This window comes from Methanomethylovorans hollandica DSM 15978, assembly GCF_000328665.1.
In the GTDB taxonomy this organism is placed as follows: domain Archaea; phylum Halobacteriota; class Methanosarcinia; order Methanosarcinales; family Methanosarcinaceae; genus Methanomethylovorans; species Methanomethylovorans hollandica.
Window position 1 is genome coordinate 801,212 of sequence record NC_019977.1, and the last position, 26,604, is coordinate 827,815.

Sequence of the window (26,604 nt, forward strand, 5' to 3'; positions counted from 1 at the left end):
TATTATATGCTCAAGAATATTGATCTTTCTCTCTCTATGACCAAGACGGAGTACAAATCCCAGATAGATGATCTGTATATCCGTATAGGAGAACTGCAGCGTAAAGCCTGGAAGATGAGGATACCGATTGTCATTGTGTTTGAAGGATGGCATGCTTCCGGCATGGCAGAGATCATTAATCGTTGTCTGATGGGATTAAACCCAATGGGGTTCAGGTACCATGTTACAACGAAACCAACATATGAAGATCTCAAAAAACCTCTTATTTGGAGGTTCTGGCAGGACATACCTGCATATGGCAGCATTGCTATCTTTGACAGGAGCTGGTATAGCCGGGCTGTCATAGAATATTTTAACAGAAAAGGAAACAACGAACAATTTGAACATTGTGTTGAAAGGATAAATGTTTTTGAACGGCAGCTTGCAGACGACGGTCACCTCATAATTAAATTCTTTATGCATATAACCCAGAAAGAACAGCAGAAAAGGTTTCGGGAATATGAGAAGAAGATCATACCCCTCTGTGTTGTTGATGAGGAACTTGATTATCTCAATGAATATGACAACTATCTGCCTTTCATAGACCAGATTCTTGAAAGCACACACAGGGGATATGCTCCCTGGACTGTCATAGAGGCCGAAGAATCTAATCACGCAACAGTAAAAGTGCTTTCTACGACCATAAGCATGATGGAAGCACATATCGAAAAAATAAATGATAAAACCTTAAAACCCTTTAAGGATACTATCAGCAGTATAGATCCATCCGCCCCCAGACTTTCACAGGTCGATCTTTCCCTGAAGACCGAAGAGGATGAATATGAGGAAAAAAAGGATCAGTACCAGGAAAGGCTGGGTGAACTGCAGTATGAATTGTTCAACCAAAAAATTCCCGTGGTAGTAGCCTTTGAAGGATGGGATGCTGCAGGCAAAGGTGGTAACATAAGACGGATAGCCAGGAAACTTGATCCCAGGCTTTATAGTGTTGAACCTGTGGGGGTGCCCAATGATTTTGAAAAGAACCATCACTATTTGTGGCGTTTCTATCGAAAAATACCCGAAGCCGGACATATAACCATCTTTGACCGAAGCTGGTATGGAAGGGTGCTGGTGGAGAGGGTGGAAGCCTTTTCCAAGGAAGAACAATGGAAGCGGGCATACAACGAGATAAATGAGTTCGAGGAAATATTGACAGATTTCGGGACGATCATAGTAAAGTTCTGGTTGCACATAGATGAGAACGAACAATTGAAAAGATTCAAGGAAAGAGAAAACACTTCTTATAAACAGTGGAAGATAACCTCGGATGACTGGAGGAACAGGGAAAAATGGGGCGAATATAGTGAAGCAGTAGATGAGATGCTTTTAAAGACGCATACTACTCATGCTCCCTGGACAATTGTCGAAGCAAATGATAAAAAATATGCAAGATTAAAGACCTTAAAAACACTTGTGAAAACCATTGAGAAAGAGCTGTAGTTAGCCAGTCAGGGATTCTGTTCAGCTGCTTTGAAAGTTATTTCATGTTCATACAGGATCCTCCATAGATCACTTTTCTCATCAGCTCTGGCAGCATCTGTTTGTGCACCAGGGCCCTGTACTGTGATCAGTATTTTCTTTTCCTCTATGGTGATCCTGTTCAACTGTGAATGCATGCGGCTATAATCCAGCCCATCAGCAATGCGTATGAGTGCTGCCAGCCTGAGTGTATTCTCCTGCATCTGCGCTGACATTTTTCCAAATGGCTTGAGCTGCAGTTTTTCCAGTTTTTCCCTGCTCATCTTCTTCTTGTGCAGGAAAGTTGTCCACACTGCAACTGGCCAGAACCTATGAGGTAACTCCCTGGGAGGGGAATGCATCAGTATATCCCTGCCAGTCTTATGGTGGTCTGCCATGTTGGTGTACACTCCCACATCATGTACCAGAGCAGCTATCCATATTACCCTGCGATACTCTTCTTCCAGGCCATGTACCTCTTTTAGCTCATCGAAAAGCTTAAGAGCATTTTCTGTGACCTTTCTAGCATGCACTCTTTCAACATGATGAATTTCAAAGAGTTTCTGCACAGAGAGAGGTTTAGATACAAGATCCATGTTCTCTTTTAGAAAAGGACCTTCTTTTTCCACTTCTTGCATTAATTGCAGCGCATACTCAAACTTTGCGAGAGAATCAGGGGAAAGACTATAGTTTTTTTTAAGCTCATCCATCAGCTTTTCCATATCTCCCTTATTTCCTTCGGGAAGCATCTCCACTTCTATTTCCAGATATTCCAGCCTTTTTTCCCAGACCGTTATCAACACATCATCCAGGCTGAGCTCTGCCACATGCTTCTCCTTATTAAAGATATTTCTCACGTTCCTTATATGGGATACATTGAAGAGTGGTATAAGTTTGTTTTTTCCCACTATACCGGCAAGAAATTCTTTCATATCCGGATCGTTCCATTTTTCAAATGGTGTGTCCTGTTTCAGTAAGTACTCCATTTCTTCCCTATGCCTCACACCATTTTTTCGCATCCCTCCAAGGGATTTGATTGTGTAAATTATACTGTCTTCCTTTTGCCTGCGCCTGAGGTAATGTCCACTGGACATTATAGCCATGTCCACGGTATCCAGATAAGTGTCCTCCAGCCGGGCCTGAACAGCAGTACTTAGTGCAAAGGGGCCGATGCTTTGGGCAGACATAAGGGCTTCAAAAGTATCCTTTTTGGGAACCGAAAATTTAGCTTCTATTTCCATTCAGTACCATAAAATGATTTGTTTATTGGTACTTAGTGTTTACTAAAGAAAAAGAAACTGGATTCAAAAAGTCATATCATTAATGTCAAACAAAGAAGGCAGGGTCTTAATTCCCGCTCTGAGCGTTTCATACAAATTGGTACAACTATTTAGTTTCATTATCTAGAGCACGTTCCTCAGATCCAGCAGGATAAGCAATCTGTCATCAAGCTTTCCAACTCCCTTAATATAGTTGGCCGATACTCAGGATGTTATGATATCAGGTGAAGGGTAGACGTAAACACAATAATTGTTCTGTTTATACCATAAAAAGCACTATTGAAGCCGGATAACCAGAAACTAAATATGATATCATGGAGTATTAAGTACAATTTTAGCTTGAGCTGCACATCAAAGCGGCTCATTTACATTTATTATATTTAGTTTATTTATGTCCCAGAGGTGTCACATGAAAGTAAAAATTACAGAGACCGTCCTGCGAGATGCACACCAATCGCTCATAGCCACCCGCATGCGCACCCGCAACATGCTACCCATAATGGACAAACTCGATCAAGTAGGGTATTATTCTCTTGAGATGTGGGGAGGTGCCACATTCGATACCTGCATCAGATATCTGAACGAAGATCCGTGGGAAAGGCTCAGGTCACTCAAAAAACAAATGCATAATACTTATGCTCAGATGTTACTTCGGGGACAGAACCTCGTGGGTTACAGGCATTATTCGGATGACGTTGTTGAGAAGTTCGTTCAGAAGGCCTATGAAAATGGTATAGATATTTTCAGGGTATTCGATGCTGTCAATGATATCCGCAATATGGAAAAGGCCATATCAGTAGCTAAAAAGCAGGGAGCTCACGTTCAGGGTGCTATATGTTATACTACAAGTCCCGTGCACACTATAGAAAAATACGTGGAACTTGCAAGAGATCTGGCGGAGCATGAATGTGATTCTTTGTGTATAAAGGATATGGCGGGACTTATTTCTCCCCATCAGGCATATGAGCTTGTAAAGGCTATCAAGAAAGAAGTCAATTTGCCAGTGGACCTGCATTCTCATTGTACATCCGGTATGGCACCTATGAGCTACATGGCAGCATGCAGGGCAGGTGTGGACATATTGGACACTGCAGTATCACCTCTGGCGTGGGGAACTTCACAGCCTCCCACAGAATCCATAGTAGCTGCCTTGGAAGAGACAGAGCGTGCCACTGGTCTGGATATAGAGCTCATTACAGAGGTCGCAGAGTATTTCAAGAAGATAAAAGATGAGCTGAGGTGTGTCCTTAACCCAATATCAGAACAGATCGATACTAATGTGCTGGTATATCAGATTCCGGGTGGCATGCTCTCTAACCTTGTATCTCAGTTAAAGGAACAGAATGCTCTGGACAAGTACAAGGATGTGCTCAAGGAAATGCCCCGGGTCCGTGCAGAACTGGGATATCCTCCGCTTGTGACTCCCACCAGCCAGATCGTGGGTACTCAGGCAGTACTTAATGTACTCATGGGGGAACGCTACAAGGTCATCCCCAAGGAGGTCAAGGACTATGCCCGGGGGCTGTATGGCAGACCACCTCACAAGATAGATGAGGACATATTGGTTAAGCTCATACAGGACGAAGAGCCTATCACTTGCCGCCCGGCCGATCTGCTTGAACCTGAATATGAGAAGATGAAAGCTCAGGCAGAGAAATTGGGCCTCATTAAGAAGGAAGAGGATGTCCTCACTTACATCTTGTATCCTGCAATAGCCCCGGCTTTCCTGAGGGGCGAATCAAAAGAGGAAGAACTCACTCCCATCATGACAGAAATGCATCCCTGTGCAGTTTCCAGTTCTCAGGGAATACCCACAGAGTTCAAGGTGGAAGTGGATGGTGATGTTTTCAATGTGAAGGTCCATCCGGTGGATGGTTCCCTTACGGTGACAGAAAGCTCTGGAAAACCCTCTGCAAGATCGGTTGCTGGAGCGGTCACAAGCCATATGCAGGGCATGGTCCTCTCCATCAAGGTTGGCGTAGGCGATGATGTTAAGGAAGGTGACATTATATGTGTCATGGAGGCCATGAAAATGGAAAATGCTATTCATGCACCACACAGTGGGATTGTTAAAGAGATCTTCTTCGGGGAAGGCGATCCTGTTGCCTCCGGAGATATATTGATGGCAATCGAATGAGGAGATCCCATGTTTAACAAAGTGCTCATTGCGAACAGAGGTGAAATAGCCATCCGGGCCATGAGGGCCTGCAGAGAGCTGGGAGTGAAGACCGTTGCCGTATATTCTGAAGCTGATAAGAATGCCCTCTTCGCAAAGTATGCTGACGAAGCATATCTTTTAGGCCCGGCACCTTCAAGCCAGAGCTATCTTAATATGGAGAAGATACTTGATGTAGCTGAGAAGACAGGTTCTGAAGCTATACACCCTGGTTATGGTTTTCTGTCGGAAAATCATGTATTTGCATCCAAATGTGAAAAAGCCGGAGTAGTTTTCATAGGTCCTCCCGCAAATGTTATCAAGAAAATGGGTAGTAAGATCGAGGCTCGTAAGACCATGAGCAAGGCAGGGGTCCCTGTAGTTCCAGGTACCGAAAATGCCATCTCTGAGGTCGACGAAGCTGCCGAGATCGCAGAAGATATTGGCTATCCGGTAATAATAAAAGCGTCTGCAGGTGGTGGCGGTATAGGAATGAAGATAGTCCATTCCAGAGAGGAATTTGCCAACGCTATCGCTTCCATTCAATCTGTTGCAAAATCTGCTTTTGGGGATCCAACTGTATTCATAGAAAAATACCTGGATGAACCCAGGCACATAGAGTTCCAGTTACTCGCTGACAGGTACGGGAATACGGTCCATTGCAATGAAAGAGAATGCTCTATACAGCGCAGACATCAGAAGCTGATAGAAGAAGCTCCTTCTCCGATCATTACCGAGGAGATGCGTGAACTTATGGGAGAAGCCGCTGTCAAAGGAGCAAAGTCTATAGGCTATGAAAATGCAGGCACCATGGAGTTCCTGTATTCCAAGGGAGAGTTCTATTTCCTTGAAATGAACACGCGTCTGCAGGTAGAGCATAGTATTACAGAGCTGATAACTGGTCTTGACCTTGCTAAAAAACAACTATGCATTGCTGCTGGTGAGGAACTTGCATACTCGCAGGAGGATATTCCTCTGTGGGGCTGGGCCATAGAATGCAGGATCAACGCTGAAGATCCTTTGAACGATTTCGCTCCTTCTCCAGGAAAGATACGCAGGTACCGTTCTTCAGGCGGGCCAGGCGTGCGTGTGGACAGCGGTGTACATATGGGATACACTATTTCCCCGTATTATGATTCGATGATCTCAAAGCTCAGTGTATGGGCGCCTACGCGTATTGAAGCTATACACAGGATGGACAGAGCACTTTATGAATACGTAGTCGTGGGAGTTGCAACTAATATACCGTTCCATAAGGCAGTGATCAGGCATGAGCAGTTCCTCAAAGGCAATCTTACAACCCATTTCATAGAGGACAATTCCATAATCAAAGATGTGGAAAGAGTTGTAAAGGAAGATTCGGAAAAGGGAGCTACACTTGCATCTGCACTTGAGAACAAGTCGACAATGGTCGCTGCCGTCACTGCAGCTGTAGAGTCTTATATGCATGCGGCAAAGAATCAATCTAGTAATACAGAGTAAATATTCTATAGAGAGATGTTTATTGGTGGGATAAAGTGAGCACTAATTTAGCTGAGATCATACGGATATTGAAAGAAGCTGATGGAAAACCAGTATCAGGGGAGGAACTTGGAGAACGGTTAGGTGTTTCCAGGGCAATGGTCTGGAAGTATATAAGTTCCTTGAAGGAAGGGGGATACGAGATCGAATCATCCCCAAAAACGGGCTATATTTTAAAGGTAGTCCCGGATATGCTTTACCCTGAAGAGATCAAAGACGGGCTAAATACCACTTTGATAGGTAATAATATCTTTTACTTTGCAGAGTTGGAATCAACTAACAGCTTCGCTAAGGAAATGGCCAAGGAAGCAGAAGAAGGTACAGTGGTCATAGCTGAGTCCCAGAAGAAAGGACGGGGGCGGTTAGGAAGGAACTGGCAGTCACCTAAAGGAGGAGTCAATCTTTCTGTAATACTCAAACCTAATATCCCTCTTGATCATGCAGCAAGGCTTACATTAATGACAGGACTTGCAGCAGCAAATACTATTCGGTCCCTTGGGCTCGATGCCCGTATAAAATGGCCTAATGATGTACTCATAAAAGATAAAAAGGTATGTGGCATACTCACAGAAGTAGATGCTGAAATGGAACAGGTCGATTATATTATCATTGGGATTGGTATTAATGCCAATGTCAATGTGGACGATTTCCCTCCGGGGATACGTGAGAATGCGACAAGCCTCCAGAAAGAACTTGGTACAGAGGTTAATAGGGTAGAATTCGTCCAAAAATTACTGTATGAAATTGAGCAACAATATATAAAGTTCAAGACACAGGAATTTTCTGCTATCCTAAGCGAATGGATCAATCTCTCAGATACTATTGGTAAGAACGTCACCATAATGACCCCTTCGAAGATGGTTGAAGGCAAAGCTATAGGGATCACTGATACAGGAGCTATCTCTGTCAGAACAAAAGATGGGAAAAGGGTAAACCTTATTGCTGGTAGATGTGTCTATACACGTACTAGATGAGAGACTTATCCATGTGGATAGGAAAATATCTATCCGTATTGCTATTGGTTCTGATCATCTGCACGCCGACAGGTGCTGTATTACCCGCTAAGGCTGCTCCTGTAGTGGAAGATGTACTTTTAAATGATACAAGCATATATCTTCTTGCAGGCAATACCTGGCATTTTTATCAGGGATATAATCTTACTATAAAAAGTGTGAATCAGGAAGCTGACAGTGTATGGCTGGAACTGTCTTTGGGAAATAATATTTTGCAAAGTGTAATCCTCAGAGAAGGAGATCTTTTTATCTATAAGAAAAATGATCAGACTCTCCTGAACATAACTGTGGATACCATCTATGCTGGCGATGATGAGGAGCTTGTAGCTTTCTCACCAGTGTTCCAGTACCTGGATAGGAATCTGCCTGAACCTCTAATTCCGGAAGATGAAAATAATCAAGGGCAGAATATCAGTCTCGACGATAATATCTCAAATGGGACAAATGGAATTGAGGGATTCAGATTGCATATGGCAGTTCCGGTTATAGTAATCATTGCTGCTTTAATGCTGTTTTTTAGAAAAAAAGATCCTTAAGAGAACAAAGGGACCTTTCACAATTCCAGGTCCCCGTTCTCCATAAGCACTTTCAGATCTTGAAGGCTCATCTTTCCTGTCTTTTCCAGCTTCTCTTTAGCAACTACTCTTTGTTCCTGCTGTTTCTTTTCATCTTTCACAAGCTGGACATCATTTAATTTCTCAAGATAGCTGCTCAGCTCCTCCCTTAGCTGTGAGGTCCTCTGTTTCAATGGATCAATTCTGGCTCTGAGAGGTTCTGTGACCCCGAATTTTTCCTTTATCTGAGCATGATAGAGATCCGCATCTTTGCGCATTTCATCAACTTTCTTGTATACGTCTATCATTTCCAGATGGTATTGCTGTGAAATTTGAGCCAGTTCTTTTATAGTAGATCCAATATTTTCTCCTGATCCAAACTGTTGAGACACGGCCGCATCATAGGTTTCCTGGATTTTCTTATGTACTTCATCTGCTTTCATGGCAGCTTTCAAACGTTCTTCAAGCTGTACTAACCTGCCCAAGACATCGATCTCATGATGCAGGGGTACATCTGCATTAAGGAATGTATCCAGTTCTGCAGAATATGCTTTAGAAATGATATCTACAGTGCCTCTTGAAACCTTATTCAGTGCATCCCTTTCAGCTTTCAGTTTTCCAATTTCATCTGAAACTTGCTGGCTTGCTGATATCCTGGCATTTTTCACATCTTTAAGCTCAGAGATCTTTGTATTAACCTCATCTCTTTTTTCTTTTAGCTCCCTGGCCCTTGCGACAATTTCCTTGACCTGGGAGTTCAAACTATCTCTTTTTTCCTTGAGTTCTCCCATATTAGTTCGGTGAAGCCGTAGTTCATTGAACAGGGACCTTAGTTCTCTCTCATCCCGCGTTATCTGGGTCCTTAGTTCATTTACCTTTAATTTTAGATCCTTTTCTGAGATGGATGATGCATCTGTCATGCTATGATCTCCTCTTCCTTTACATTTTTCAGGTTTTCCCAGTGCTTCAAAGCCTCTTTATGACTTTGTATCCTATTTTCGAGCCACGAATGCCTTGGTTTTGCTTTGTTTAACTCTTCCTCATGAAGCTTCTTATCTTCAGTCAAAGTATTTTCTCGACCAGATATTGATATGAATTCTTCATGTGCTGCAAGTGCTTCTGCTATCTTGGACTCGATGGAAGATTTGATTTCAGAAGTTTCCCCTCCGGCCAGAAGTGACAGGATCGATGCAACAACAGCTTTTTCTTCGTCTTCAGAAGAAATTGATTTTGCCTTTATTATACTGTCGCGTATAGTGTCAACATCCTTTTGCTGCATATCCGATCCAATTAACTTTTCGAGCGTGATCTCTGCCTGATGGTAGAGTTGCTGGCGCTTTTCTTTGAGCACATCTATGCGTTCGAGCAGTTCTTCATGTTCCTTCTTAATGTTGTCGATTTCCCGGGAACAAGACGAAAATCTCGTATCCAGTTCCTCGAATTCAAAATTGTACTTCTCTAACATCCTATTGTGTTTAAGGATCACTGCATCGATAAGACCTTCACGGCCAAGTAAAGTAACCCCTACACCATCTCCTTCGGTGGTCATTTATTTATCTCCAACTAGACTGTATCTAACAATATTTATTTACAATGTTATATATGTATAAGCTGGTGGTCTCATACTCTGAATACTTGAGCATGTGGCACACCATTTATTATTATCACACTTTTCGGGTCTACCACGCCACAGTTGACAGCACACTGAATACACTTTTCCCCAAAAAGGTTAGCTGTGGTTGCTTTTCTGAGAGTTTTCTCAACAGTTTCTGGTCCAACCGTCTCACCATAGAAAAACTCTTCATTAACTGTTACTGTAATATTTCCCTCTTTTAAGGTCTTTCCAAGGACCTCTTTATCACATATGGCAACAACTACATTGCTGCTGGAAATATGGACCTTCATATACATCAATTGTTCCTCACACAAGTTTCACACTGTCATGATCTGGTTTCATCAGATCCCCAGACCTGCGCATTTTTGATATCATTTCTTCTGCATGAGCTCTGTCAATGCCTTCTACAGCTGCTTCTGCATAGATCTCTTCCAGAGGCGCTTTGCCGGCCGGGTGCCTGCCACCTACCTGCCTGATGATATCCTTGAGCACTTTTATCTTATCCCTCTGGCTCTTGCTGGTACCAGATGCTATTATATCCACGTCGAAGGCACCTGTGGACGGGTCGACACCTACCTGTTTCATGCATGAATATACTATCTTTGTTGTACGCCTTGCATCGTCCATATTAACAATGCTACTCAGACGCACTCTTGCACTTGCTTCTGCCAGTCTTACAAGCGCTTCCAGCTGTCTGGCTGTCACTGGGACCGGGGAATCCTTACCTTCTCCCATTTTACGCAGGTCCATGTAAAACTTCACCAGATGATCCCGTGCTTCCTCTTCCATCACAGGGAAAATATTCCTGCGCGAATAGGCCACATATTTTCTCATAAGGTCCGGGTCTATATCGGGAATGACTATTTCCATCTGTTCATCTACCTGTTCCTGGGTGACCTTGCTTGTAGGCATCTTTTTGCGCTGCTCGGAAAGTTCACCAGCGTAGTGGGATTTAAGGATATGTCTGGCAATACGTGTATCTTTCTCTTCGTTAGGTGTGTCCAGAAGCACGAAGATCATATCAAATCTGGACATAAGAGCTGGAGGCATATTGATCTGCTGAGCTATGCCCTCGTACCTGTCAAAACGTCCATACTTAGGATTGGCAGCTCCAAGAAGTGCACATCGGGATTTCAGAGTGGCAAGAATACCTGCTTTTGCAATAGATACCGTCTGCTGCTCCATAGCTTCGTGAAGTGCGCTCTTGTCCTCGGAACGCATCTTGTCCATTTCATCCACTGCTGCAATACCCATATCTGCCATAACGAGTGCTCCTGCTTCCAGTGTCCACCGCCCATCTCCCATTTCATCCTTCACAGCAGCTGCAGTAAGGCCGCTGCTAGAGGCACTTTTTCCTGAAGCGAATACGCCTCTGGGAGCGAGCTTGACCATATAGCGAAGAAGCTGACTTTTTGCCACACCCGGATCACCCACAAACAACATGTGTATGTCGCCCCTTATTCTTGATCCGTCGGGAAGATGCTTGGGAACGCCGGAAAATAGCTGCAGAGCCAAGGCTTCCTTCACTTCTTCAAGGCCATAGATCGAAGGTGCAATGGACTGGATTATCTTGTCATATATGTGTGGATCCTGGCTCATTTCCCTTATTAGATCTTCCTCTTCGGGAGTTATCTGGAGTTCATCAAACTCTTTATCCACATTCTCAATAGAATTCGCATCCAGTACGAGGTCATAAAAAGGAGATTTCCCTTCGCGTGTGGTACGCTGATGGGAACGCAGCACACCATTGATAACTATCCTGTCTCCGGGTTTTACGATACCTGCAAGGTCTTCTTCCACATCCACATCAAGGCTCTGTGGCTGTGTTCCTCCTCTAAGGTTCTCCGGTGACTCCTGTATCTGCAGTTTCTGGGCATCCACAAACACGGACTGTTCCATGAGTATCTTAAAAGGTCCTCTCTTACCACATGTGTCGTTCTCACATTCCAGAGGCTCAACGAATTTCATTTCCGTTTGGGGTACAAAAGTGATATTTTCGCATCGCATGCACATAAAAGCAGCATTGATTATCTTGGGACGCACCTCTGTGGCTTTACGGATCATGCCCTCGATGGCAATAAATTTCATAAGATGCTTACTGCGCAGATCTCTTATGGGGATCTTTGAAGGGACCTTTTCGAACCTGACCTTTGCCTTATCAAGTGTTTTATCTATAGGCAGATCTATTTCCTGCAAGGCCTTGTCTGCGGATGGCATCACTTCCGAAGGTTGCTCTAAAAGCTCTGCAGCCAGTTCTCTATCGAATATCTCAAGTTTTGAAAAATCAACTGTAAGACTTCGCTGTTCAGGGTATTCGTTGGCAAGCTGAAGAATGTCGTCCCAATAGTACTGCTTGAGGAATACCTTGAATTTATCTTCCCATTTTATATCTGTCATATTTTTCTCAAAGTTTGCTGCGCAGATCTAGTCTTGGCACCAACCCATAGTTTTTAATTTATATCAATATTTCGTGTATGGTAGTTGATCATTTTTTCAGGTCTGAAACCAAATTCTTCTGTACCCTGCGCAGGACCCCTCTTAAGGTCTGCACTTCTCTGGGTATCAGACGTGCTCTGCCGAATATCTTTTTAAGCATAAGTTCTGTCTTTTCTTTTTTATGCTCTGGGTAATCAATGTTGTCCAGGACCTGGGCAAAATGTTCCATTAAAAGCTTTGTATCAAAAGGATCAGCAAGCGGAGTTTCTCCGGGTTGGATGTCGCTTAGCTCATACAGTACCACCGCAACAGCATGTGAAAGGTTCATGACCGGGTATATTTCGGATGTGGGTATGGTAAGGATCATGTCCATCATACGCAGTTCATCTTTGGTGAAACCTTTATTTTCTCTGCCAAAAAGCAGTGCAACAGTGCCGCAAGAGCCTTGAAGATGTTGTTTCAGTTCCCTGGGAACATGCGCCGGGATACGTATGTGCTCGTCGAATTTGCTGCCGGTTATGCCTGTGGTACCTATCAGGAGATTGGCATCTGCAACGGCATCTTCTATGCAGCTTGTTATTATTGCACCTTCGAGCACATCACGCGCATGAGAAGACATTGCACGTGCCTCTCCTTCAAGGGGGCATGGGTTAACAAGCACAAGATCTGAAAAGCCGAAATTCTTCATTGCCCTTGCGACAGAGCCCACATTTCCCTGATACAAAGGCTCAACGAGCACTACTTTGAAATTAAGAGACATGATATATCCTTGATGTTTTTGGAAGCTTATAGGTGTCTGCAGATTATATAAGGCTGATTGTGACACGTATTTGTAAATTGTAAATGATACACTCTTTAATGTCAGGAGTTGGTTAATAATTTAAGTGTTTATTCTATCATGGACGATCTCATAAAAGGATAAAAAAGAATATATGAATTTGCAAGGGCTGACATTTTTCATTCAGGTGATCTCGGTGCATGGGAAGTGACTTAATATTTAAGGGCGAATGAAAATTGAATAATCCTTCCTCTCAGAGGCTTTCCATGAACATTGAACATTTTACACCATCTATTGTTACAGCAGGACAAGTTTCTGACTTGTGGGAAGAAAATGATGTTGTCATTTTCATTATCGAGATGAAAGACTATCCATTAGCTGATGCAGACCATCTCAGTGAGGCGGAAAAGATGCATCTGAATATGCTTAGAACAGAATATTTCAGACACAGATTTATTATATCGAGGCTTGTCTTAAAATCTCTGGCTGCGACTATCAAAGAAAGATCCTGGTCCGATATCGTTACGTGTAAGGATGAAAATGGACGGGTCCATGTATGCGGTCATAATGATCTCAACGTCTGTATCTCCTATAGTGAGGATATACTTGCGCTTGCTTTATCTAAAATAGAGGTTGGGATCGACATAGAGGTCATAAGGTCACGCTCGGTTGCAAGCATTTCAAAATCAATTGATATTCCAAAGTCAATAGATAGAACGTTGTCTGGCATCATTTCCTCTGCAAAAGTTCCTGATTTTCTTGTCATGTGGACTTTGAAAGAAGCTTATTGCAAACTCTCAAATGAAACGATGTTCTCCAGTTTAGCCAGGAAACTGGACCTAGCCGGTCTGTATCACTCAAGTTATTGTATAAAAAATACATACTTGCTTGCTGCCGTTAGCGGATCTCATCCATGCAAGGTTGAGATAGTTTTTCTTCAAAAGATCGATTTTTTAAGCTGAGGAATCAATAAACTATTCTCAGTTCCAATATATATACAAATTCCAAATTGAGTAAGCTTTTTCCCGAGGTAAGGTGCGATCATCTGTATAAAAATAGTCTTTAAGTAAAATATATCTACTTAATTAAAGGATTTGAAGCAACTTTACAATCCGTCCGCAAGCGAAGTATCCATAGTGAAAGTGCCTCCTAGCCCTATCTTATGATCCATGGCATAGGGGACCTTAATGATGGACAATATGGAATAGTTCATTCCGGAAAATAAGGAGGCCTGGAAATGGACATCCATGATCATGCAGCCTTCATATGTGACAAGGGTAATGTTTGAACTGGTTTTTGAGCAGGTTCAGAAAAAGAAAGGTTTTGCAGCTCTTTCCAGAATACTTTTTGAAACATATGATGAAGGCCTATAGGCTCAGATCATTCATCTAGAGCTTTATGCTGCTGACACTCCTACGATACGCAAACTACACCAGTTCATAGAGAATAAAGGATATTCTCTCAGGGGTAAGCACTATGAGATCTATCTCAGCGACCCCCAGAGAACAGCTTCTGAGAAACTGAAGACCATTATCCGTCAGCCAGTAGCATCAAAGATCTGATCCTATCTGAAAGGATCTTATCTGGCTTTTCTATTTTAAGTGATCCAATATAAGGTTTCGGATAACTTTTCATCCTGCCAACCACAAATCATCTAAACCATCCAGACATATAAAATACAGAATGATAGACGAAGTTATCAAAGTATTTAAACAACTGGATAATAAGGACATACGTATCCTTACAGGTATAGAGATAGGAATGAAGGATTCTGAGTGGGTGCCTGTTGAGAATGTCATGAAGTACACTCGTATGACTTATGATAACCTTTCTTTCAAGCTTAAGAAATTGGCAAAATTGAACCTATTATCCTTCACAAATATTCCTTATGAAGGCTATCAGATATATTTTGAAGGATATGATGCCCTTGCTTTGCATACGTTCGTGCAGAGAAAGACTATCAGTGCAATTGGCAACGAGATAGGTGTAGGTAAGGAATCCGTGGTACTGGAAGCCATAAAGGAATCTGAACTCGGTATCGGTGATCCGGAAGGTGTGGTGATCAAGTTCCATAGAGAGGGTCGTACCAGTTTCACCCAGGTAAAACGCAATCGCGGCCATATAGGCGACCGGGAGCACATGTCGTGGATATATGCAGCCCGTCTTGCAGCTAAACGTGAAGCAGATGTTATGAATAAGTTATATCCGGAAGTATCAGTACCAAGACTTGTCGATCACAATAGGCACGCACTTGTTATGGACATCGCTCAAGGCTCCTTGTTGTACAAAACAAAGCTTGCAGATCCGCAATGGTTCCTGGATGAGATCCTGAGGCAATTGAAACTAGCCTATGCTAAAGGTTTTATTCATGCTGACATGAGCGAATATAATACTTTCGTGCATGAGGGTGGTGTACAGATAATAGACTGGCCACAGTATGTGGAACCTTCGCATCCTCACGCTGATGAATTGCTGGAGCGGGACATTTCTAACATACTCTCCTTTTTCAAACGTAAATATGACCTGGAGGCAGAACTTGAAAGCTCAGTGGCATATGTGAAGAGCCAGTGAACAACAATATATCTCAGCAAACCAATACTCATATAATGTATGCATAACGGCATCATTTACGGCATTGACATTGCAAAAGGCTCTCCAAGGGCACAGGCGATCCCCAAGTATGCTGTGGCTATCCTTAAAGAAAACCAGATACAGCGCCACAGCATGGTCAGCAGAAACCACATCCTTAAGATGGTGCAGGAGGACAAGCCTGATTATATCGCAGTGGATAACATATTTGAGCTTGCCCCTGATAAGGATGATCTCATCCGTTTTCTTGCTAAATTGCCGGAATCCACAAGGCTTATTCAGGTAACAGGGGGTCTGCATCAGCAGCCTCTCCTGAAACTGGCCCGGGAGCATGGTATTTCCATGAACCAGTTCAGCCCAGGTGATGAAGCTGAAGCATGTGCACGCCTTGCAGCTATGAGCGTCGGCTGTGAAGTTTCTTTATTTGAAGATGTCACAAAGATCAAAGTTAGCCGGGCCAGGTCACTGGGTAGAGGCGGGTGGAGCCAGAACAGATACAGGCGAAAGGTCCACGGTGCTGTCAAGGAGAAAAGCCGTCTGATAGAGCAGATACTGCGTAAGTTCTCGAAAGATAGAGGTACTACCTTCACTTCAAAATCCATAGAAGGTTTCGGTGGCTATGTGCGTACCGAGTTCATGGTCAATAGCAGCCGCGAGCAGATACCTGTGCATCCTTCCACTAATGCAGATGTACAGGTTACCATCCGTAGTATTGAAAGGGATAAGATCAAGTATATACCTCTTACACCATCCAAGCGTAAATACACTATCGTTGGCATTGATCCTGGTACCACTGTAGGAATAGCCATTCTTTCTCTGGACGGTGATCTTCTTTTTTCCAATAGTTTCAGGGGTATTTCCCATGATCAGGTGGTCAAACTGATCTCAGACCACGGAAAACCTGTAATTGTTGCTACTGATGTATATCCTACGCCTGCAGCTGTGGAAAAGATACGCCGTAGCTTTAAGGCAGTACTAGGTACTCCTGGCACTGAGCTGCGTGCAGAGGATAAGATCGCGATGGCAAGATCATTCGGCTATTCCAATGACCACGAAAGGGACTCTCTGGCTGCTGCCATCAGTACCTATCGTAATTACAAGAACATATTCAGCAGAGTAGAGAAAAGAGCTCCCCGGTTTGCAGATGTGGGTCTGATAAAGTACCATGTAATCAATGGCTATTCCATAGAAGAGGCTATAGAGAAAGTAACTGCTGTTCGCGTTCCCGCCAGATCCGAAACCGCGTCTGCAACAGGGGAAAGCATTGATGCCGATGAGCAGACAAAAAGGCTTCAGGAGCTTATAAGGCAGAAGAATAGCCTGATAAATGAGCTCAAGGAATATGTGAAGGACTTAAAAGAAGCTAATTTGGAAAAGGATCGGCGTATAGCAGAAATGGAAGATCGTGTAAGCAAGCTGAAAAAGTCTGAATCTATGGAGCTGCGTAAACAAAAAGAGATCCGTATACGCGATACGGAAATCTCAAGGCTCAATACAGAACTCAGCAGGTCAAAGCAGGCTCTTCAGGACTCACGCCAGCACATAAAGAAACTTAAGCAGATCCGCAAGAAAGAGATCAAAGGTGAGGGCTTGCCGGTAAAAGTGGTGTACGCATTTACAAAAGAGGCTATCCAGCAGACAATGGACACCTATGGTATCAAAAAAGGTGATGTGGTATTGCTTGAAGACTCCAGCGGAGGTGCTGCCGGTACAGCAGCCATATTGGTGGAAGCAGGTATAAGGGCTGTGATCATAAAAGATGATATTTCACATGCAGCTAGTGAAGCTTTTTTTCAGGGGAACGTGCCCCTTCTGCAAGATGTAGAAATTCAAAGGTTCGATGATTTTGCTACTGTGGACCCTAAAGTTCTGGAACAGGCATTATCCGCATGGCAGGAAGATGCAAAGAAAAAGAGGCGTGAGCAGGAACATCAGCATCTGGCCTCTCTGCTTGAGGAATATCGTAGTGAACGACGGCGTGGTCTTGCCTGAAACTTAAGGCCATTTCCTGTCAAAGAAGATGTTCTTTCCCTTAACACTTAAAGGAATTACCATGGCGATATCTGCCTTTATCATCTCTGCTGCAATGGCTGCAGTACCAGCACTGTAAAATATCCTGTTGTCAAGGCATAGATCTTTTGCCTTGGCTGCAGCACATCCCAGAGCTATTCCGAGGTCCATATATTTGATACTGCATTGAGGACCTTCAAAATCTGTTTTTACCTTCTGTGCTTCAAGCATCAGATCGCATTCTTTATAGCCACATGCACCACAGTTGAGTCCCGCAACACCTGCATTCCTGAGACCTATGAGGACCACGGTATCTGCATCTCTTATATTCCTTGCATCCCTTTTGAAGAATGCGAAGCGTTCTCCTCTTTCATCTGCCATGCCTTCCATGACTCTGGCCAGTATTTCCTGTTCATCGCGCTCAAGTATGCCAGTTATAAGGTCATCCTTACCTTTGGCTTTTGGGGCTGTACGTGCTGCCACCAGTATCTCTCTGGCAAGGATATCGATGCACTGCAGTTCAGGATTCTCTATCATGCCTTTAAGTAGGTAGAGATATATTTTAAGTATTACGAAGCTTAAAATCGATGATGAACAATACTGATTAAAATATCGATGTTGTATGTTGAACAGTGATATGAAATGCAAAGGTCTGCACTGATACTGGCTGGTGGAAAGGGAACAAGGCTTAGAGAACAGGAGAAAGCTTTGCTTGTCTGTAAGGATAAGACCTTGCTGGAAAACGCTATATATGTTCTGGATCAGGTAGTAGATGAAGTTATTGTTTCAGTAAGGGATCATAAACAACAGGAAGCTTTCTCTGAATTTGTTCAAGGTATAAAGTTGCTATGTGACCAATATCAGAGTAAAGGTCCTCTTGCAGGAATGCTGGAAGGCATGAGGGCGGCGGCGGGTAATTATGTATTTGTAGTTGCATGTGACATGCCTTTTCTTCAGCCGGATGTCATTGACCTTTTGTTTAAGGAGGCTGCCGGCCATGATGCAGCTATCCCTTTGTGGAAAGATGGCAGAAAAGAGCCTTTACATGCAGTTTATAATAGAGAACAGCTAATTCCTATTATAGAAAGGTCTATCCTCAAGGATGATCATCGGGTCATGAATGTAGTATCACAATTATATGATGCCAGGTTCACAAGTGTGGATAGAATTCAGCTTATTGACAGGGAACTTGTATCCTTTGTCAATATTAATACTCCAGCTGATCTGGTACAGATCACTAAGAAGGGGGTTTACGATCATGGATAAATGTATGGTCATCGATAAGGCAATTAAAAGAATAGCAAATGATTATGATCTCACCACAGATACCGTTATGGACGCTATTGAAGGCTCCAGGTATCCTCTTGACTTTGATCGGATGGTAGAAGAGGGCAGTTTCTGTTTCAGAGGACCGGATGATGAATCTAAATCTGATAATGCTTCTATCTGCCTGGCTTCCAAGATACTTTCCAATAAAGGGGTGCAGGAGCATATCCTGCCTATCATATGCAGCAGGATAAGGGCATGGGACCATGAGAACATTGAAGATCTGCTGAACTTGCTGAGAAAAGCAGTAAGTATAATGGAACTGAACCCCGAAGATCATCCGGCGATGGAAACTTGTGGTCTTGATATTGGTCATCTGCCTTCTGAAGAGATCCCGGGAAACATACTGCCTGGTTACAGGATATGGTCAATGGATAAAAAAGGAATGTGTCTTGTAGGCAGTGATGCGAACCAAGTTATCACCATCGAACATGTTCCAAGAATATGATCAGGGGATCTTATAAAGTATCTTATTTGTATTTACCTTTTATAGCATTTTTTGCATCTGAATAGCATCTTTCCACTATCTCGGAAGTTCCAGGCACGGAGGTAATCTCCAGCCCAAATATTTCAGCAAATTTATTCATATTTTGCTCAAAGGAAGGGTCATATTCCATATTCCTCTCTATTTTCACAATACGGCTTATATGATGCCGTTTAAATGAATCATGTACAGTTGTCATGTCCTCTTGTTTGTTGCCAGGAGCACCCATATCTTTCCAGTTGGATGCCCACATGGGAGTAAAGAACAGTGTGCCTTTTCCTCTGCATGCTTTAAAAGCCTCTTCATATTTCCTGTTACCACCCAGAGCTATGCTTATACAGTCATCCACTCTGTTGTTCTGCGCATCTCTCAGCAGATATATGGGGCATAAGATATGTGAAAGATCCTTCTCTATATTTTGCAGAGAATTACCGCACAGGCCGTAGAACAGCAGAATACCATCCGAATATGCAGACATTTCTTCCAACGTTGTGTAGACTCCTCTGCGCAACAATGTAAGGTCTCTGTGCAGTCTAAGTTCAAGGATGTGTACAACTACTACCAGACCTTCTTCTGTTAGTTTTTTTTTACATATCCGTCGGATTATGTCATATTTGCCGGATCCTTTTGTTTGTCGGATCATATCCGCTATCTTTTCAGAAGGAACAGATGTATAAGGTATATCACCCTTTCTAAGGCGCCGGATAAGACCATGTGCTTCCTTTGTATCTGTAACGAACAGATAGTCAAAGGCATTTTCAGATGATATGACATGAAATATTTCGTCTTCAAGTATTCTGCAAGCTATTATTGACATAACTGGCATGTAATGTTCTCCGGACAAAAATTGGATAGTTTAGACATTTAACTCCGTGATAAGGATATATCAATAGTTTATTACTCTCTGATGGATACGAAAGATTGCTTTACTTATTGCAAACTACTTTAATTAATTTTTTAATATTGCACGCGGAAGATTCTATGAATGTATATATACAATAATTTTTCTGATACAAAGGGCGGTCCTAGAAGTCATTCGTGTCCTTAATTTATAAAAACACCGATCAAATTCTAATAGAGCATGGATGATTATTGGTTCAAGGAGGGTTTCTTCAGTGAAGACCTGAAGAAAAGATAGCCTGTTATGACAGGATACTGGAATCAAATTCTCTGAAGCCACCTCTTCAAAACCATGATATGATATATCTTATATGGAGTAATAAGGGGATAGCTTATTACTATCTTGTTATGCATGACAAAGCCCTTGAGTGTTTTGACCAGGCTTTCCATTATAAGAAACTTGATGTGGATGTATGGTGCAATAAAGGCGCCGCTCTTTTTAACCCCTGAAGGTATTAAGAAGCCGTATTATGCTATGACAAAGTGCTGGAAACATATATCTCAAATGAGAATGCCGTGTTCAAGAAAGGTATCGCCTATGCTACCCTCGGACAATTGGACGCGACTATTAACTGTTTTTTACGCGTTCTTGAAATTGACCCCGAACAGGACGGTGCCATCGAGGGCCTTACGAGATCAACACGAAAAAAAAAGATCAGTGAAGGTCGAATTTCTCTCCAATGACCGGTGCATATGCCTGCACACCTATTTCTTCTTCTATCCAGGTAGCAAAGCCTTCAGTATTATCTCCATGCATGGTAAATACAGCTTTTGTACCCCTGTCACAGAAATCCTTCACAATTGCCTTAAGTTCTTTGTCCCCGGCGTGGGCTGAGAAATCATATTGTTCAAGCTTAAGCCTGAGCTGTTGCAATACCCCATTGTTCTCGATAATGCCGGTGTCCATGGCCATTCTGCCATTTGTCCCTTCCACCTGATAGCCCGTGAGCATCATCTTGGATTTCGGGTCATCATACAGTTTGTTCAGATAGTACATGGAAGGTCCTCCGTTAAGCATGCCCGAAGTAGTGACAATCACAGAAGATTCCAATGGTACATCGTCCCGCCTGGAACTTTTTACAGATATTGCATTATCAAATGCCCTTTTCAGGTGAGTAGGATTGCGCAGATATGATGGGTGCTTCATCATTATTTCATATGCTTCCTTCCCCATACCATCTACATATGGTCTGATGCCATAAGCATCAAGCAACATCAGCAATTCCTGTGTCCTCCCAATGGCAAAAGCAGGGATTATCACATTGCCTCCTATATCCAGAGTACTTTTAAGGGATTCGATAAAAGTTTCTTCAGTTTCTTTTCTGGGTATATGTTCTTTTGAAAAGTAAGTGCTTTCTATTGCCAGATAATCAGCATTAGGGAATTCCACTGCCCCTGATACAAGACGGGTGTCAGAAGTATTAATATCGCCTGTATATAGCAGACTTTCTCCACTCTTGGATGTTACATGCGTGCATGCCGCTCCCGGAATATGGCCGGCATCGTAGAACTCTACATTGTAACCATGTGTCTGGAATTTAATGCGGTAGTCTACAGTTTTTGTTTTGTACATAAATGTGTGGAGGTCACCAGCGTCATAGGGTGCGTTCACACCTGTGGATTCTGCGATCTTCAGGCTGTCTTTGAGCAGCAGATTTGCAAGGTCAGCCGTAGGTGGGGTCATAAATACTTCAGGTTCAATGTCCATAAGATTAGGTAAAAGTCCACTGTGGTCTATGTGACAGTGAGATAGTAACACGACCTCTGGTCTGACCCCATTAACGGGATATTCAGGTGGCTCTCCCATTTTGATCCCATAGTCAAGCATGACATTATCGTCAAGAAGTAAAGCTGATCGTCCGACTTCTCTGCAAGCTCCCAAGAACCTAAGTTTCATGATATCCACACCTTTCAAACAACGCTTTCCTGCCATTCCCTTATTTTATTGATGGATATATTAGTAAGTTTTGCCAGCTCTTCTGCATCCCTACTTACCAGGTCTTCAAGCTTTGAAATACCTATATTGTCAAATTTTTCGGCAGTGACTTTACCTATTCCTTTTATATCTGTTATCTTTTTTGTTCTTTTCCCCTGTTCCTCTGAAGGCTTGTCATCGACTGCCTTTTGTTCTTGTGTACCTTCTTCCTTTTCCTGCTGGGCTCGTTGCCATTCATTGAAGTTACAGTGTGGACATCCCAGATTCCAGGGTCTTTTTCCTTCTGTTATCACGCGGATGTGGTACAGACCATGCTCCTCGCATAGCTTGTCAGTGACCACTACATGTCCGCTCCTTGGCAAAGGCAGGGAGAAACTGCATTCCGGATAACCTTTACAACCTATGAACCTGGACCCTTTCTTTGATCTCATTACCATAAGGACAGATCCACATTTTGAGCAGGTGCCTATCACTTTATCTTCCCTAAGTCCAGCCCTGAGGGATTCCGTAATGTTGTCTTTGTTTTTCTCAAGGTCATTGAACACAGAATTCAGCATTTCCCTGGACTCTTGAAGGACGTCTTCTTCAGGGATCTGGCCTTCTGCTATCCTGTCCATATCTGCTTCAAGCCTGCTGGTCATTTCAGGCTTGGATATAGTGGGAGCATACTTCTCCAAAGCTTCAACTACAGCATATGCTGTTTTTGTAGGCTGTAAGGGATTTCCATGAACATATGCCCTGGAATATAATTTACTGATTATTTCGTGCCGGGTTGCTTTTGTACCCAGCCCCAATTCCTCCATAGTACGGATGAGGCGTCCCTGACCATACCTTCCCGGAGGCTGGGTTTCCTTGTCCTGTACTTCAATTTCCCGGACTGTAAGTTCATCTCCTTCCTTCATGGCCGGAAGCAGCCTGTCCTCGGGTGCATTATATGGATAATACCATCTCCAGCCGGCTTCTACAAGCCTGGCTCCCGTTGCGCTGAATTCCTCGGAACTGACATCAAACTTCGCTTTGATGGTTTCCCATATCGCAGGCTCAGCAAACGTTGCAAAGAAACGCCTTACCACCATCTCATATATCTTCCATTCCTGCTCATTAAGTTCAGACTTCTTAGCAAGAGATGCAGGATATATTGGAGGATGGTCAGTTGTTTCTTTTTTACCCCTTGTGGGTTCCAGTGTTTCTTTTGCAAGCAGTTTTTCTGCATATTCCTTGAATGTACCTTTGGCAAATATCTCTATCATTTCCCTTAGGTCCAGGGTGGCCGGATATACGGTGTTGTCCGTCCTGGGGTATGATATGAAACCCTGTATGTACAGTGCTTCTGCAATACGCATGGCGCTGGCAGGAGTAAAGCCCAGGGAACTGGCTGCGGTGATGAACTCAGTGGTGTTGAATGGAATGGGTGGTTTATCTTTTTTAGTTGATGTAACTACCTCTTTGATGATGGCATTCTTCCCCAAATTTGAAACTAACTTATCTACTTCATGCTTTTCCCAAAATCGCCTGTTTACATGCTGTACAGTGAACTCGATATCTTTTCGATCCTTAAGATGCGCGTACAATTCCCAGTATGGCTTGATCTCAAAGGCTTCTCTTTCTTTTTCCTTGTCAACTATCAGTGCTAATGTAGGGGATTGAACTCTACCCACAGAAAGGAACAATTTACCGAGTCTTCCTGCAGCAAGTGATATGAAACGTGTCAGGGAAGCTCCCCACACAAGATCGAGGACCTGTCTTGAATGACCTGCATCCGCAAGATTGAAATCAATATTCGATACATTCTCAAATGCGTCTATGATCTCTTTAGGGGTAATGGCACTGTAATGTACCCTGTCAAATTGTACGTTTGGATTGATTTCCCTTATTATTTGCAGGGCTTCCACGCCAATTAGTTCTCCCTCACGATCATAGTCAGTTGCGATCGTAACTCTTGTTGCTTCTTTACCTAATTTCTTTAGTGCAGCTACTATTCGCGCTTCCGTGGAAACGGTAATAACATCTGCATCTACCAGTTCCTTTGCTTCGACCTTCTGCCAGTTATTATAGGATCTGGGGAAATCCAGTTTCACGATATGCCCGCTTAAGCCAATGAATACTTTTTTTCCATCCTCGGCTTCGAACTGATATGTGTCCACTCCGTTAACCCGCACCTGACTGAGCTTCCCTGCAGAAAGGATGTTTGCTATTCTCTTTGCTGCGATATGCTTTTCTGCTACGATGAGGTGCATTCTATCTCCATTTTGAATATTTTGTCCCACCCATCTCACCTTTTTATGGAACGAATTTATATACATTTTAGTTTAAACTAATATTTGGTTATCTTAAAAGCATCCCTGTAAATATATCTATCGCAGACATAAAGTATGGAATGCTTCTTTGATCTCTTTACTATCAGCTACTTTCTATGCTGCAGAGATCAGAATGAAATGCAGATATCCGGATCATGTTAAAAATCCCCTGTACTTCTGTACAGGGGATCAGATGTCTCAATTACGTTGCTATAGGCAGTATCGCCTGATCATGTTACATCATATACTATTGAGGTTTTAGTCACCCTTCCCATTTACAGTGGTTTTGTATCATCAGTGATATCCAGGAAGACAAGGTCTTTTCCCTGTCCGAGATATGCATAATTACCAGCTACAGCAATGTGATAGTTGTTTCCGCCAAGATGGCTTATAAGTTCCACATTAGCTCCCAGGGCAGGACAGATCCCGACTATGATCGGTGCAATCATCAATATTTTACCTACTTGGATCGCTTCTAACTTGATTCTCGTTTACATCACCCGTTCCATAAATCAGATATGCCTGTGAAAAAGGGCATCGGTATGCCTCAAGTAGCTAAACAAATCTAAGGGTTTTGTGGGTTTTTTGTGACAAAAATCCTGCCATTCCCATCCTATGGAATGGATTTATCAAGCAGAAGTTACAGATTTGAAGCACTGGTTTCAAATCAAGGATCAATACCATGAAGATAATTGCAATAGTATCAAGCCCCAGAGGCAAGAATAGTAATACGTTGAAGCTTTTGAATGCGGCCCTGGAAGGAGTTGCAGCGGCGGGAGCAGAGGCTGAGGTAATCGATATTGCTAAATTGAAGATCAAGTATTGTACAGCGTGCGATGTCTGCCATAAAACCGGAGTATGTCCCATCAAAGATGACTTTAACGGCGTACTGGAAAAACTGCTGGTTGCAGATGGTATTATCTGGAGCAGTCCTAATTATATAACCAATGTAAGTGCACAGCTTAAAACGTTTTTCGACAGGACTCCTCGCGTCATTCATGAGCACCTCTTTGAAGGCAAGTATGCTTTTTCTTTAACAACCGCAGGCAGCCAAGATGTGGATTTTGTACTTGATATCATGAACAACTTCATGAAGATGTGCGGGGGTAAGGTGATCGGAGGTGCGGGTTGTATAATGGCTCAGGGTCCCATGGACATGGAAGCTGCTATAAGCAAATCTTATGAGCTGGGCACCCATCTGGTTGAAGCTATACGCGAGAAAAGCAAATATCCCGATCAAGAAGCTCTCCATCATGCATGGAAAGATAGTTTCAGGCATGCCATCATTGCCAACAAAGAGGAGTGGCCGCATAACGTGGACCACTGGATCTCAAAGGGCTGGCTGTAAGCATATGTGGATGTAAGCATAATGAGTATAATGTGAGTGGGGTGATCACATGAATAAGATGGACATGCTGACTGTCGGAGAAATGGGACAGAAGCTTGTGGAGGCCGGGAGGCTGAAGCTGCGCCCGCTGTGCGTATACTGTACGGACGAGATACCGCAGGGGGCTGTGGCCTCATATAAAATAGATCGCTGCATAGCTAAAGCTGTCTACACTGCCGCCATATTTCATGAAACGCCCCAGGTCTACATAGAGGCAGGCCATGAGCAGTACTGCGCCGGGGGACTCTTGTGGATGGGGTTTGTGGAACCGCATCCGAAGCTGAAGTACTTCGTGACTGTGGGCACACCGGATTTTCGTGGCGGTGCTGCCGAGCATCTTAAGGCCACACCCGAATTGTTCGACGAGCAGAGAGAGCGTGCCGGAAAAATTACTCCTCCGGGCAGATACGTCGTCATAGCGCCTTGTACAGACGACATAGCTCCGGAAAGTATCAGATCATTGATCCTTTTTGCAGGCAGCGAGCAGATCAGAAACCTGTGCGGCCTGGCCCAGTTCAGCAATTCCGATCCTTTCTTCAGGACGCTTATTCCGGCAGGATCCACCTGTGCCATGATGATAACCTTCCCTGCAGGCATGGCCGAGCATGCACCAAAGGATTCGGCTTATGTAGGTCCCACCGACCCCACAGGTAACCTCTGGCTTCCTGCGGACCTGCTCATCATGGGCATTCCCGCAGCCATAGCCCGTCAGATGGGGGCTGATATGGATGCGTCTTTCATCGGAAGGCGGGGGAAAGTAGCGTACCCGGAGAAGCGGGTTGAGGTGGAGCGTAAGGATAATGGTTGCGTACATGAATCTATTTAG

Annotated in this window: 26 protein-coding genes; 14 read left to right on the forward strand and 12 right to left on the reverse strand. The window is 43.4% G+C overall.

The annotated features are described in order from the left end of the window. Positions 1 to 6 precede the first annotated feature (6 nt). On the forward strand, positions 7 to 1,479 hold the full coding sequence (pap, locus tag METHO_RS03815; RefSeq protein ID WP_015324201.1) for a polyphosphate:AMP phosphotransferase: 1,473 nt from the start codon (positions 7 to 9) through the stop codon (positions 1,477 to 1,479). Between the two features lie 8 nt (positions 1,480 to 1,487). On the opposite strand, the gene METHO_RS13240 is transcribed toward pap, so the two are convergent. Continuing rightward, on the reverse strand, positions 1,488 to 2,738 hold the full coding sequence (locus tag METHO_RS13240) for a CYTH domain-containing protein (protein ID WP_015324202.1): 1,251 nt from the start codon (positions 2,736 to 2,738) through the stop codon (positions 1,488 to 1,490). 448 nt (positions 2,739 to 3,186) lie between these two features. Here METHO_RS13240 and oadA point away from each other — a divergent pair, with 448 nt between their 5' ends. Genes oadA through METHO_RS03840 form a run of 4 tightly spaced genes read left to right on the forward strand, consistent with a single transcriptional unit; the run spans position 3,187 to position 8,002 of the window. Then, a complete protein-coding gene (gene oadA / locus METHO_RS03825) occupies positions 3,187 to 4,914 on the forward strand; it encodes a sodium-extruding oxaloacetate decarboxylase subunit alpha (protein WP_015324203.1) in 1,728 nt (575 codons plus the stop codon). A 9-nt stretch (positions 4,915 to 4,923) separates the two neighbouring features. After that, entirely contained in the window at positions 4,924 to 6,414 is a 1,491-nt protein-coding gene (locus METHO_RS03830; RefSeq protein WP_015324204.1) for an acetyl-CoA carboxylase biotin carboxylase subunit, read from the forward strand. A 35-nt stretch (positions 6,415 to 6,449) separates the two neighbouring features. Further along, the gene (locus tag METHO_RS03835) at positions 6,450 to 7,427 is read left to right on the forward strand and encodes a biotin--[acetyl-CoA-carboxylase] ligase (protein WP_015324205.1); all 978 of its coding nucleotides are present in this window, start codon (positions 6,450 to 6,452) and stop codon (positions 7,425 to 7,427) included. Between the two features lie 11 nt (positions 7,428 to 7,438). Continuing rightward, a complete protein-coding gene (locus METHO_RS03840) occupies positions 7,439 to 8,002 on the forward strand; it encodes an S-layer protein domain-containing protein (RefSeq protein ID WP_015324206.1) in 564 nt (187 codons plus the stop codon). 17 nt (positions 8,003 to 8,019) lie between these two features. Here METHO_RS03840 and METHO_RS03845 read toward each other — a convergent pair whose 3' ends face one another. The 5 genes from METHO_RS03845 to METHO_RS03865 all read right to left on the reverse strand — a co-directional run bounded on the left by METHO_RS03845 (position 8,020) and on the right by METHO_RS03865 (position 12,831). After that, entirely contained in the window at positions 8,020 to 8,940 is a 921-nt protein-coding gene (locus METHO_RS03845) for a coiled-coil protein (RefSeq protein ID WP_015324207.1), read from the reverse strand. Further along, entirely contained in the window at positions 8,937 to 9,569 is a 633-nt protein-coding gene (locus METHO_RS03850; protein ID WP_015324208.1) for a hypothetical protein, read from the reverse strand. The genes METHO_RS03845 and METHO_RS03850 overlap by 4 nt, the downstream gene beginning before the upstream one ends. 71 nt (positions 9,570 to 9,640) lie before the next feature. Beyond that, positions 9,641 to 9,931 carry a DUF424 domain-containing protein gene (locus tag METHO_RS03855; protein ID WP_015324209.1) on the reverse strand — a complete coding sequence of 97 codons (291 nt, stop codon included), beginning with the start codon at positions 9,929 to 9,931 and terminating at the stop codon, positions 9,641 to 9,643. 10 nt (positions 9,932 to 9,941) lie between these two features. Next, positions 9,942 to 12,032, reverse strand: coding sequence for a minichromosome maintenance protein MCM (locus tag METHO_RS03860; protein ID WP_015324210.1), 2,091 nt, complete (start codon positions 12,030 to 12,032; stop codon positions 9,942 to 9,944). Between the two features lie 88 nt (positions 12,033 to 12,120). After that, complete coding sequence (locus tag METHO_RS03865) at positions 12,121 to 12,831, reverse strand: RNA methyltransferase (protein WP_015324211.1); 711 nt, start codon at positions 12,829 to 12,831, stop codon at positions 12,121 to 12,123. A gap of 254 nt (positions 12,832 to 13,085) precedes the next feature. Here METHO_RS03865 and METHO_RS03870 point away from each other — a divergent pair, with 254 nt between their 5' ends. Next, positions 13,086 to 13,811 carry a 4'-phosphopantetheinyl transferase family protein gene (locus METHO_RS03870; protein ID WP_156811023.1) on the forward strand — a complete coding sequence of 242 codons (726 nt, stop codon included), beginning with the start codon at positions 13,086 to 13,088 and terminating at the stop codon, positions 13,809 to 13,811. Between the two features lie 143 nt (positions 13,812 to 13,954). Here the strand turns inward: METHO_RS03870 and METHO_RS13945 are convergent, their stop codons facing one another. After that, positions 13,955 to 14,104, reverse strand: a complete 150-nt coding sequence (locus METHO_RS13945; protein WP_216594315.1) for a hypothetical protein — start codon at positions 14,102 to 14,104, stop codon at positions 13,955 to 13,957. A 163-nt stretch (positions 14,105 to 14,267) separates the two neighbouring features. On the opposite strand from METHO_RS13945, the gene METHO_RS14380 reads away from it, so the two are divergent. The 3 genes from METHO_RS14380 to METHO_RS03880 all read left to right on the forward strand — a co-directional run bounded on the left by METHO_RS14380 (position 14,268) and on the right by METHO_RS03880 (position 17,430). Then, positions 14,268 to 14,411: a hypothetical protein gene (locus tag METHO_RS14380; protein WP_394296208.1), complete on the forward strand. Its 144-nt coding sequence runs from the start codon at positions 14,268 to 14,270 to the stop codon at positions 14,409 to 14,411. A 121-nt stretch (positions 14,412 to 14,532) separates the two neighbouring features. Beyond that, positions 14,533 to 15,420: an RIO1 family regulatory kinase/ATPase domain-containing protein gene (locus METHO_RS03875; RefSeq protein ID WP_015324213.1), complete on the forward strand. Its 888-nt coding sequence runs from the start codon at positions 14,533 to 14,535 to the stop codon at positions 15,418 to 15,420. A 39-nt stretch (positions 15,421 to 15,459) separates the two neighbouring features. Then, positions 15,460 to 17,430: a DUF460 domain-containing protein gene (locus METHO_RS03880; RefSeq protein ID WP_015324214.1), complete on the forward strand. Its 1,971-nt coding sequence runs from the start codon at positions 15,460 to 15,462 to the stop codon at positions 17,428 to 17,430. Between the two features lie 3 nt (positions 17,431 to 17,433). Here METHO_RS03880 and METHO_RS03885 read toward each other — a convergent pair whose 3' ends face one another. Next, entirely contained in the window at positions 17,434 to 17,985 is a 552-nt protein-coding gene (locus tag METHO_RS03885; protein WP_015324215.1) for a ferredoxin domain-containing protein, read from the reverse strand. A gap of 105 nt (positions 17,986 to 18,090) precedes the next feature. Between METHO_RS03885 and METHO_RS03890 the strand changes: the two genes are divergently transcribed. Both METHO_RS03890 and METHO_RS03895 read left to right on the forward strand, forming a co-directional pair. Beyond that, the gene (locus METHO_RS03890) at positions 18,091 to 18,714 is read left to right on the forward strand and encodes a molybdenum cofactor guanylyltransferase (protein ID WP_015324216.1); all 624 of its coding nucleotides are present in this window, start codon (positions 18,091 to 18,093) and stop codon (positions 18,712 to 18,714) included. Next, positions 18,707 to 19,222 carry a hypothetical protein gene (locus METHO_RS03895; RefSeq protein WP_156811024.1) on the forward strand — a complete coding sequence of 172 codons (516 nt, stop codon included), beginning with the start codon at positions 18,707 to 18,709 and terminating at the stop codon, positions 19,220 to 19,222. Before METHO_RS03890 ends, METHO_RS03895 begins: the two co-directional genes overlap by 8 nt. Positions 19,223 to 19,244: 22 nt before the next feature. Here METHO_RS03895 and METHO_RS03900 read toward each other — a convergent pair whose 3' ends face one another. Continuing rightward, a complete protein-coding gene (locus tag METHO_RS03900) occupies positions 19,245 to 20,084 on the reverse strand; it encodes a DUF1638 domain-containing protein (protein ID WP_015324218.1) in 840 nt (279 codons plus the stop codon). Between the two features lie 557 nt (positions 20,085 to 20,641). Between METHO_RS03900 and METHO_RS13550 the strand changes: the two genes are divergently transcribed. Beyond that, a complete protein-coding gene (locus tag METHO_RS13550) occupies positions 20,642 to 20,842 on the forward strand; it encodes a tetratricopeptide repeat protein (protein ID WP_156811025.1) in 201 nt (66 codons plus the stop codon). On the opposite strand, the gene METHO_RS03905 is transcribed toward METHO_RS13550, so the two are convergent. The 3 genes from METHO_RS03905 to METHO_RS13250 all read right to left on the reverse strand — a co-directional run bounded on the left by METHO_RS03905 (position 20,814) and on the right by METHO_RS13250 (position 24,840). Then, on the reverse strand, positions 20,814 to 22,091 hold the full coding sequence (locus tag METHO_RS03905) for an MBL fold/beta-CASP domain-containing RNA metallo-hydrolase (RefSeq protein ID WP_015324219.1): 1,278 nt from the start codon (positions 22,089 to 22,091) through the stop codon (positions 20,814 to 20,816). The genes METHO_RS13550 and METHO_RS03905 overlap by 29 nt on opposite strands. Next, on the reverse strand, positions 22,070 to 24,331 hold the full coding sequence (locus METHO_RS03910; RefSeq protein WP_015324220.1) for a DNA topoisomerase I: 2,262 nt from the start codon (positions 24,329 to 24,331) through the stop codon (positions 22,070 to 22,072). Before METHO_RS03910 ends, METHO_RS03905 begins: the two co-directional genes overlap by 22 nt. 335 nt (positions 24,332 to 24,666) lie before the next feature. After that, the gene (locus tag METHO_RS13250) at positions 24,667 to 24,840 is read right to left on the reverse strand and encodes a hypothetical protein (protein ID WP_083885728.1); all 174 of its coding nucleotides are present in this window, start codon (positions 24,838 to 24,840) and stop codon (positions 24,667 to 24,669) included. Between the two features lie 233 nt (positions 24,841 to 25,073). Here METHO_RS13250 and METHO_RS03915 point away from each other — a divergent pair, with 233 nt between their 5' ends. After that, positions 25,074 to 25,739 (forward strand): flavodoxin family protein, encoded by a 666-nt coding sequence (locus METHO_RS03915; RefSeq protein ID WP_015324221.1) that lies wholly within the window; start codon positions 25,074 to 25,076, stop codon positions 25,737 to 25,739. Between the two features lie 49 nt (positions 25,740 to 25,788). Next, on the forward strand, positions 25,789 to 26,604 hold the full coding sequence (locus METHO_RS03920; RefSeq protein ID WP_015324222.1) for a DUF169 domain-containing protein: 816 nt from the start codon (positions 25,789 to 25,791) through the stop codon (positions 26,602 to 26,604).

Coding starts and splice junctions, on each gene's coding strand:
- METHO_RS03905 (WP_015324219.1), bottom strand. CDS start 22,091: ATGGCAGGAAAGCGTTGTTTGAAAGGTGTGGATATCATGAAACTTAGG.
- METHO_RS03840 (WP_015324206.1), top strand. CDS start 7,439: ATGTGGATAGGAAAATATCTATCCGTATTGCTATTGGTTCTGATCATC.
- METHO_RS03875 (WP_015324213.1), top strand. CDS start 14,533: ATGATAGACGAAGTTATCAAAGTATTTAAACAACTGGATAATAAGGAC.
- METHO_RS03895 (WP_156811024.1), top strand. CDS start 18,707: ATGGATAAATGTATGGTCATCGATAAGGCAATTAAAAGAATAGCAAAT.
- METHO_RS03850 (WP_015324208.1), bottom strand. CDS start 9,569: ATGACCACCGAAGGAGATGGTGTAGGGGTTACTTTACTTGGCCGTGAA.
- oadA (WP_015324203.1), top strand. CDS start 3,187: ATGAAAGTAAAAATTACAGAGACCGTCCTGCGAGATGCACACCAATCG.
- METHO_RS03885 (WP_015324215.1), bottom strand. CDS start 17,985: ATGATAGAGAATCCTGAACTGCAGTGCATCGATATCCTTGCCAGAGAG.
- METHO_RS13945 (WP_216594315.1), bottom strand. CDS start 14,104: ATGATCATGGATGTCCATTTCCAGGCCTCCTTATTTTCCGGAATGAAC.
- METHO_RS03900 (WP_015324218.1), bottom strand. CDS start 20,084: ATGCCAGTTATGTCAATAATAGCTTGCAGAATACTTGAAGACGAAATA.
- METHO_RS03845 (WP_015324207.1), bottom strand. CDS start 8,940: ATGACAGATGCATCATCCATCTCAGAAAAGGATCTAAAATTAAAGGTA.
- METHO_RS03890 (WP_015324216.1), top strand. CDS start 18,091: ATGCAAAGGTCTGCACTGATACTGGCTGGTGGAAAGGGAACAAGGCTT.
- METHO_RS03880 (WP_015324214.1), top strand. CDS start 15,460: ATGCATAACGGCATCATTTACGGCATTGACATTGCAAAAGGCTCTCCA.
- METHO_RS03830 (WP_015324204.1), top strand. CDS start 4,924: ATGTTTAACAAAGTGCTCATTGCGAACAGAGGTGAAATAGCCATCCGG.
- METHO_RS03920 (WP_015324222.1), top strand. CDS start 25,789: ATGAATAAGATGGACATGCTGACTGTCGGAGAAATGGGACAGAAGCTT.
- METHO_RS03855 (WP_015324209.1), bottom strand. CDS start 9,931: ATGTATATGAAGGTCCATATTTCCAGCAGCAATGTAGTTGTTGCCATA.
- METHO_RS03910 (WP_015324220.1), bottom strand. CDS start 24,331: ATGCACCTCATCGTAGCAGAAAAGCATATCGCAGCAAAGAGAATAGCA.
- pap (WP_015324201.1), top strand. CDS start 7: ATGCTCAAGAATATTGATCTTTCTCTCTCTATGACCAAGACGGAGTAC.
- METHO_RS03915 (WP_015324221.1), top strand. CDS start 25,074: ATGAAGATAATTGCAATAGTATCAAGCCCCAGAGGCAAGAATAGTAAT.
- METHO_RS03860 (WP_015324210.1), bottom strand. CDS start 12,032: ATGACAGATATAAAATGGGAAGATAAATTCAAGGTATTCCTCAAGCAG.
- METHO_RS03865 (WP_015324211.1), bottom strand. CDS start 12,831: ATGTCTCTTAATTTCAAAGTAGTGCTCGTTGAGCCTTTGTATCAGGGA.
- METHO_RS13240 (WP_015324202.1), bottom strand. CDS start 2,738: ATGGAAATAGAAGCTAAATTTTCGGTTCCCAAAAAGGATACTTTTGAA.
- METHO_RS13250 (WP_083885728.1), bottom strand. CDS start 24,840: ATGATTGCACCGATCATAGTCGGGATCTGTCCTGCCCTGGGAGCTAAT.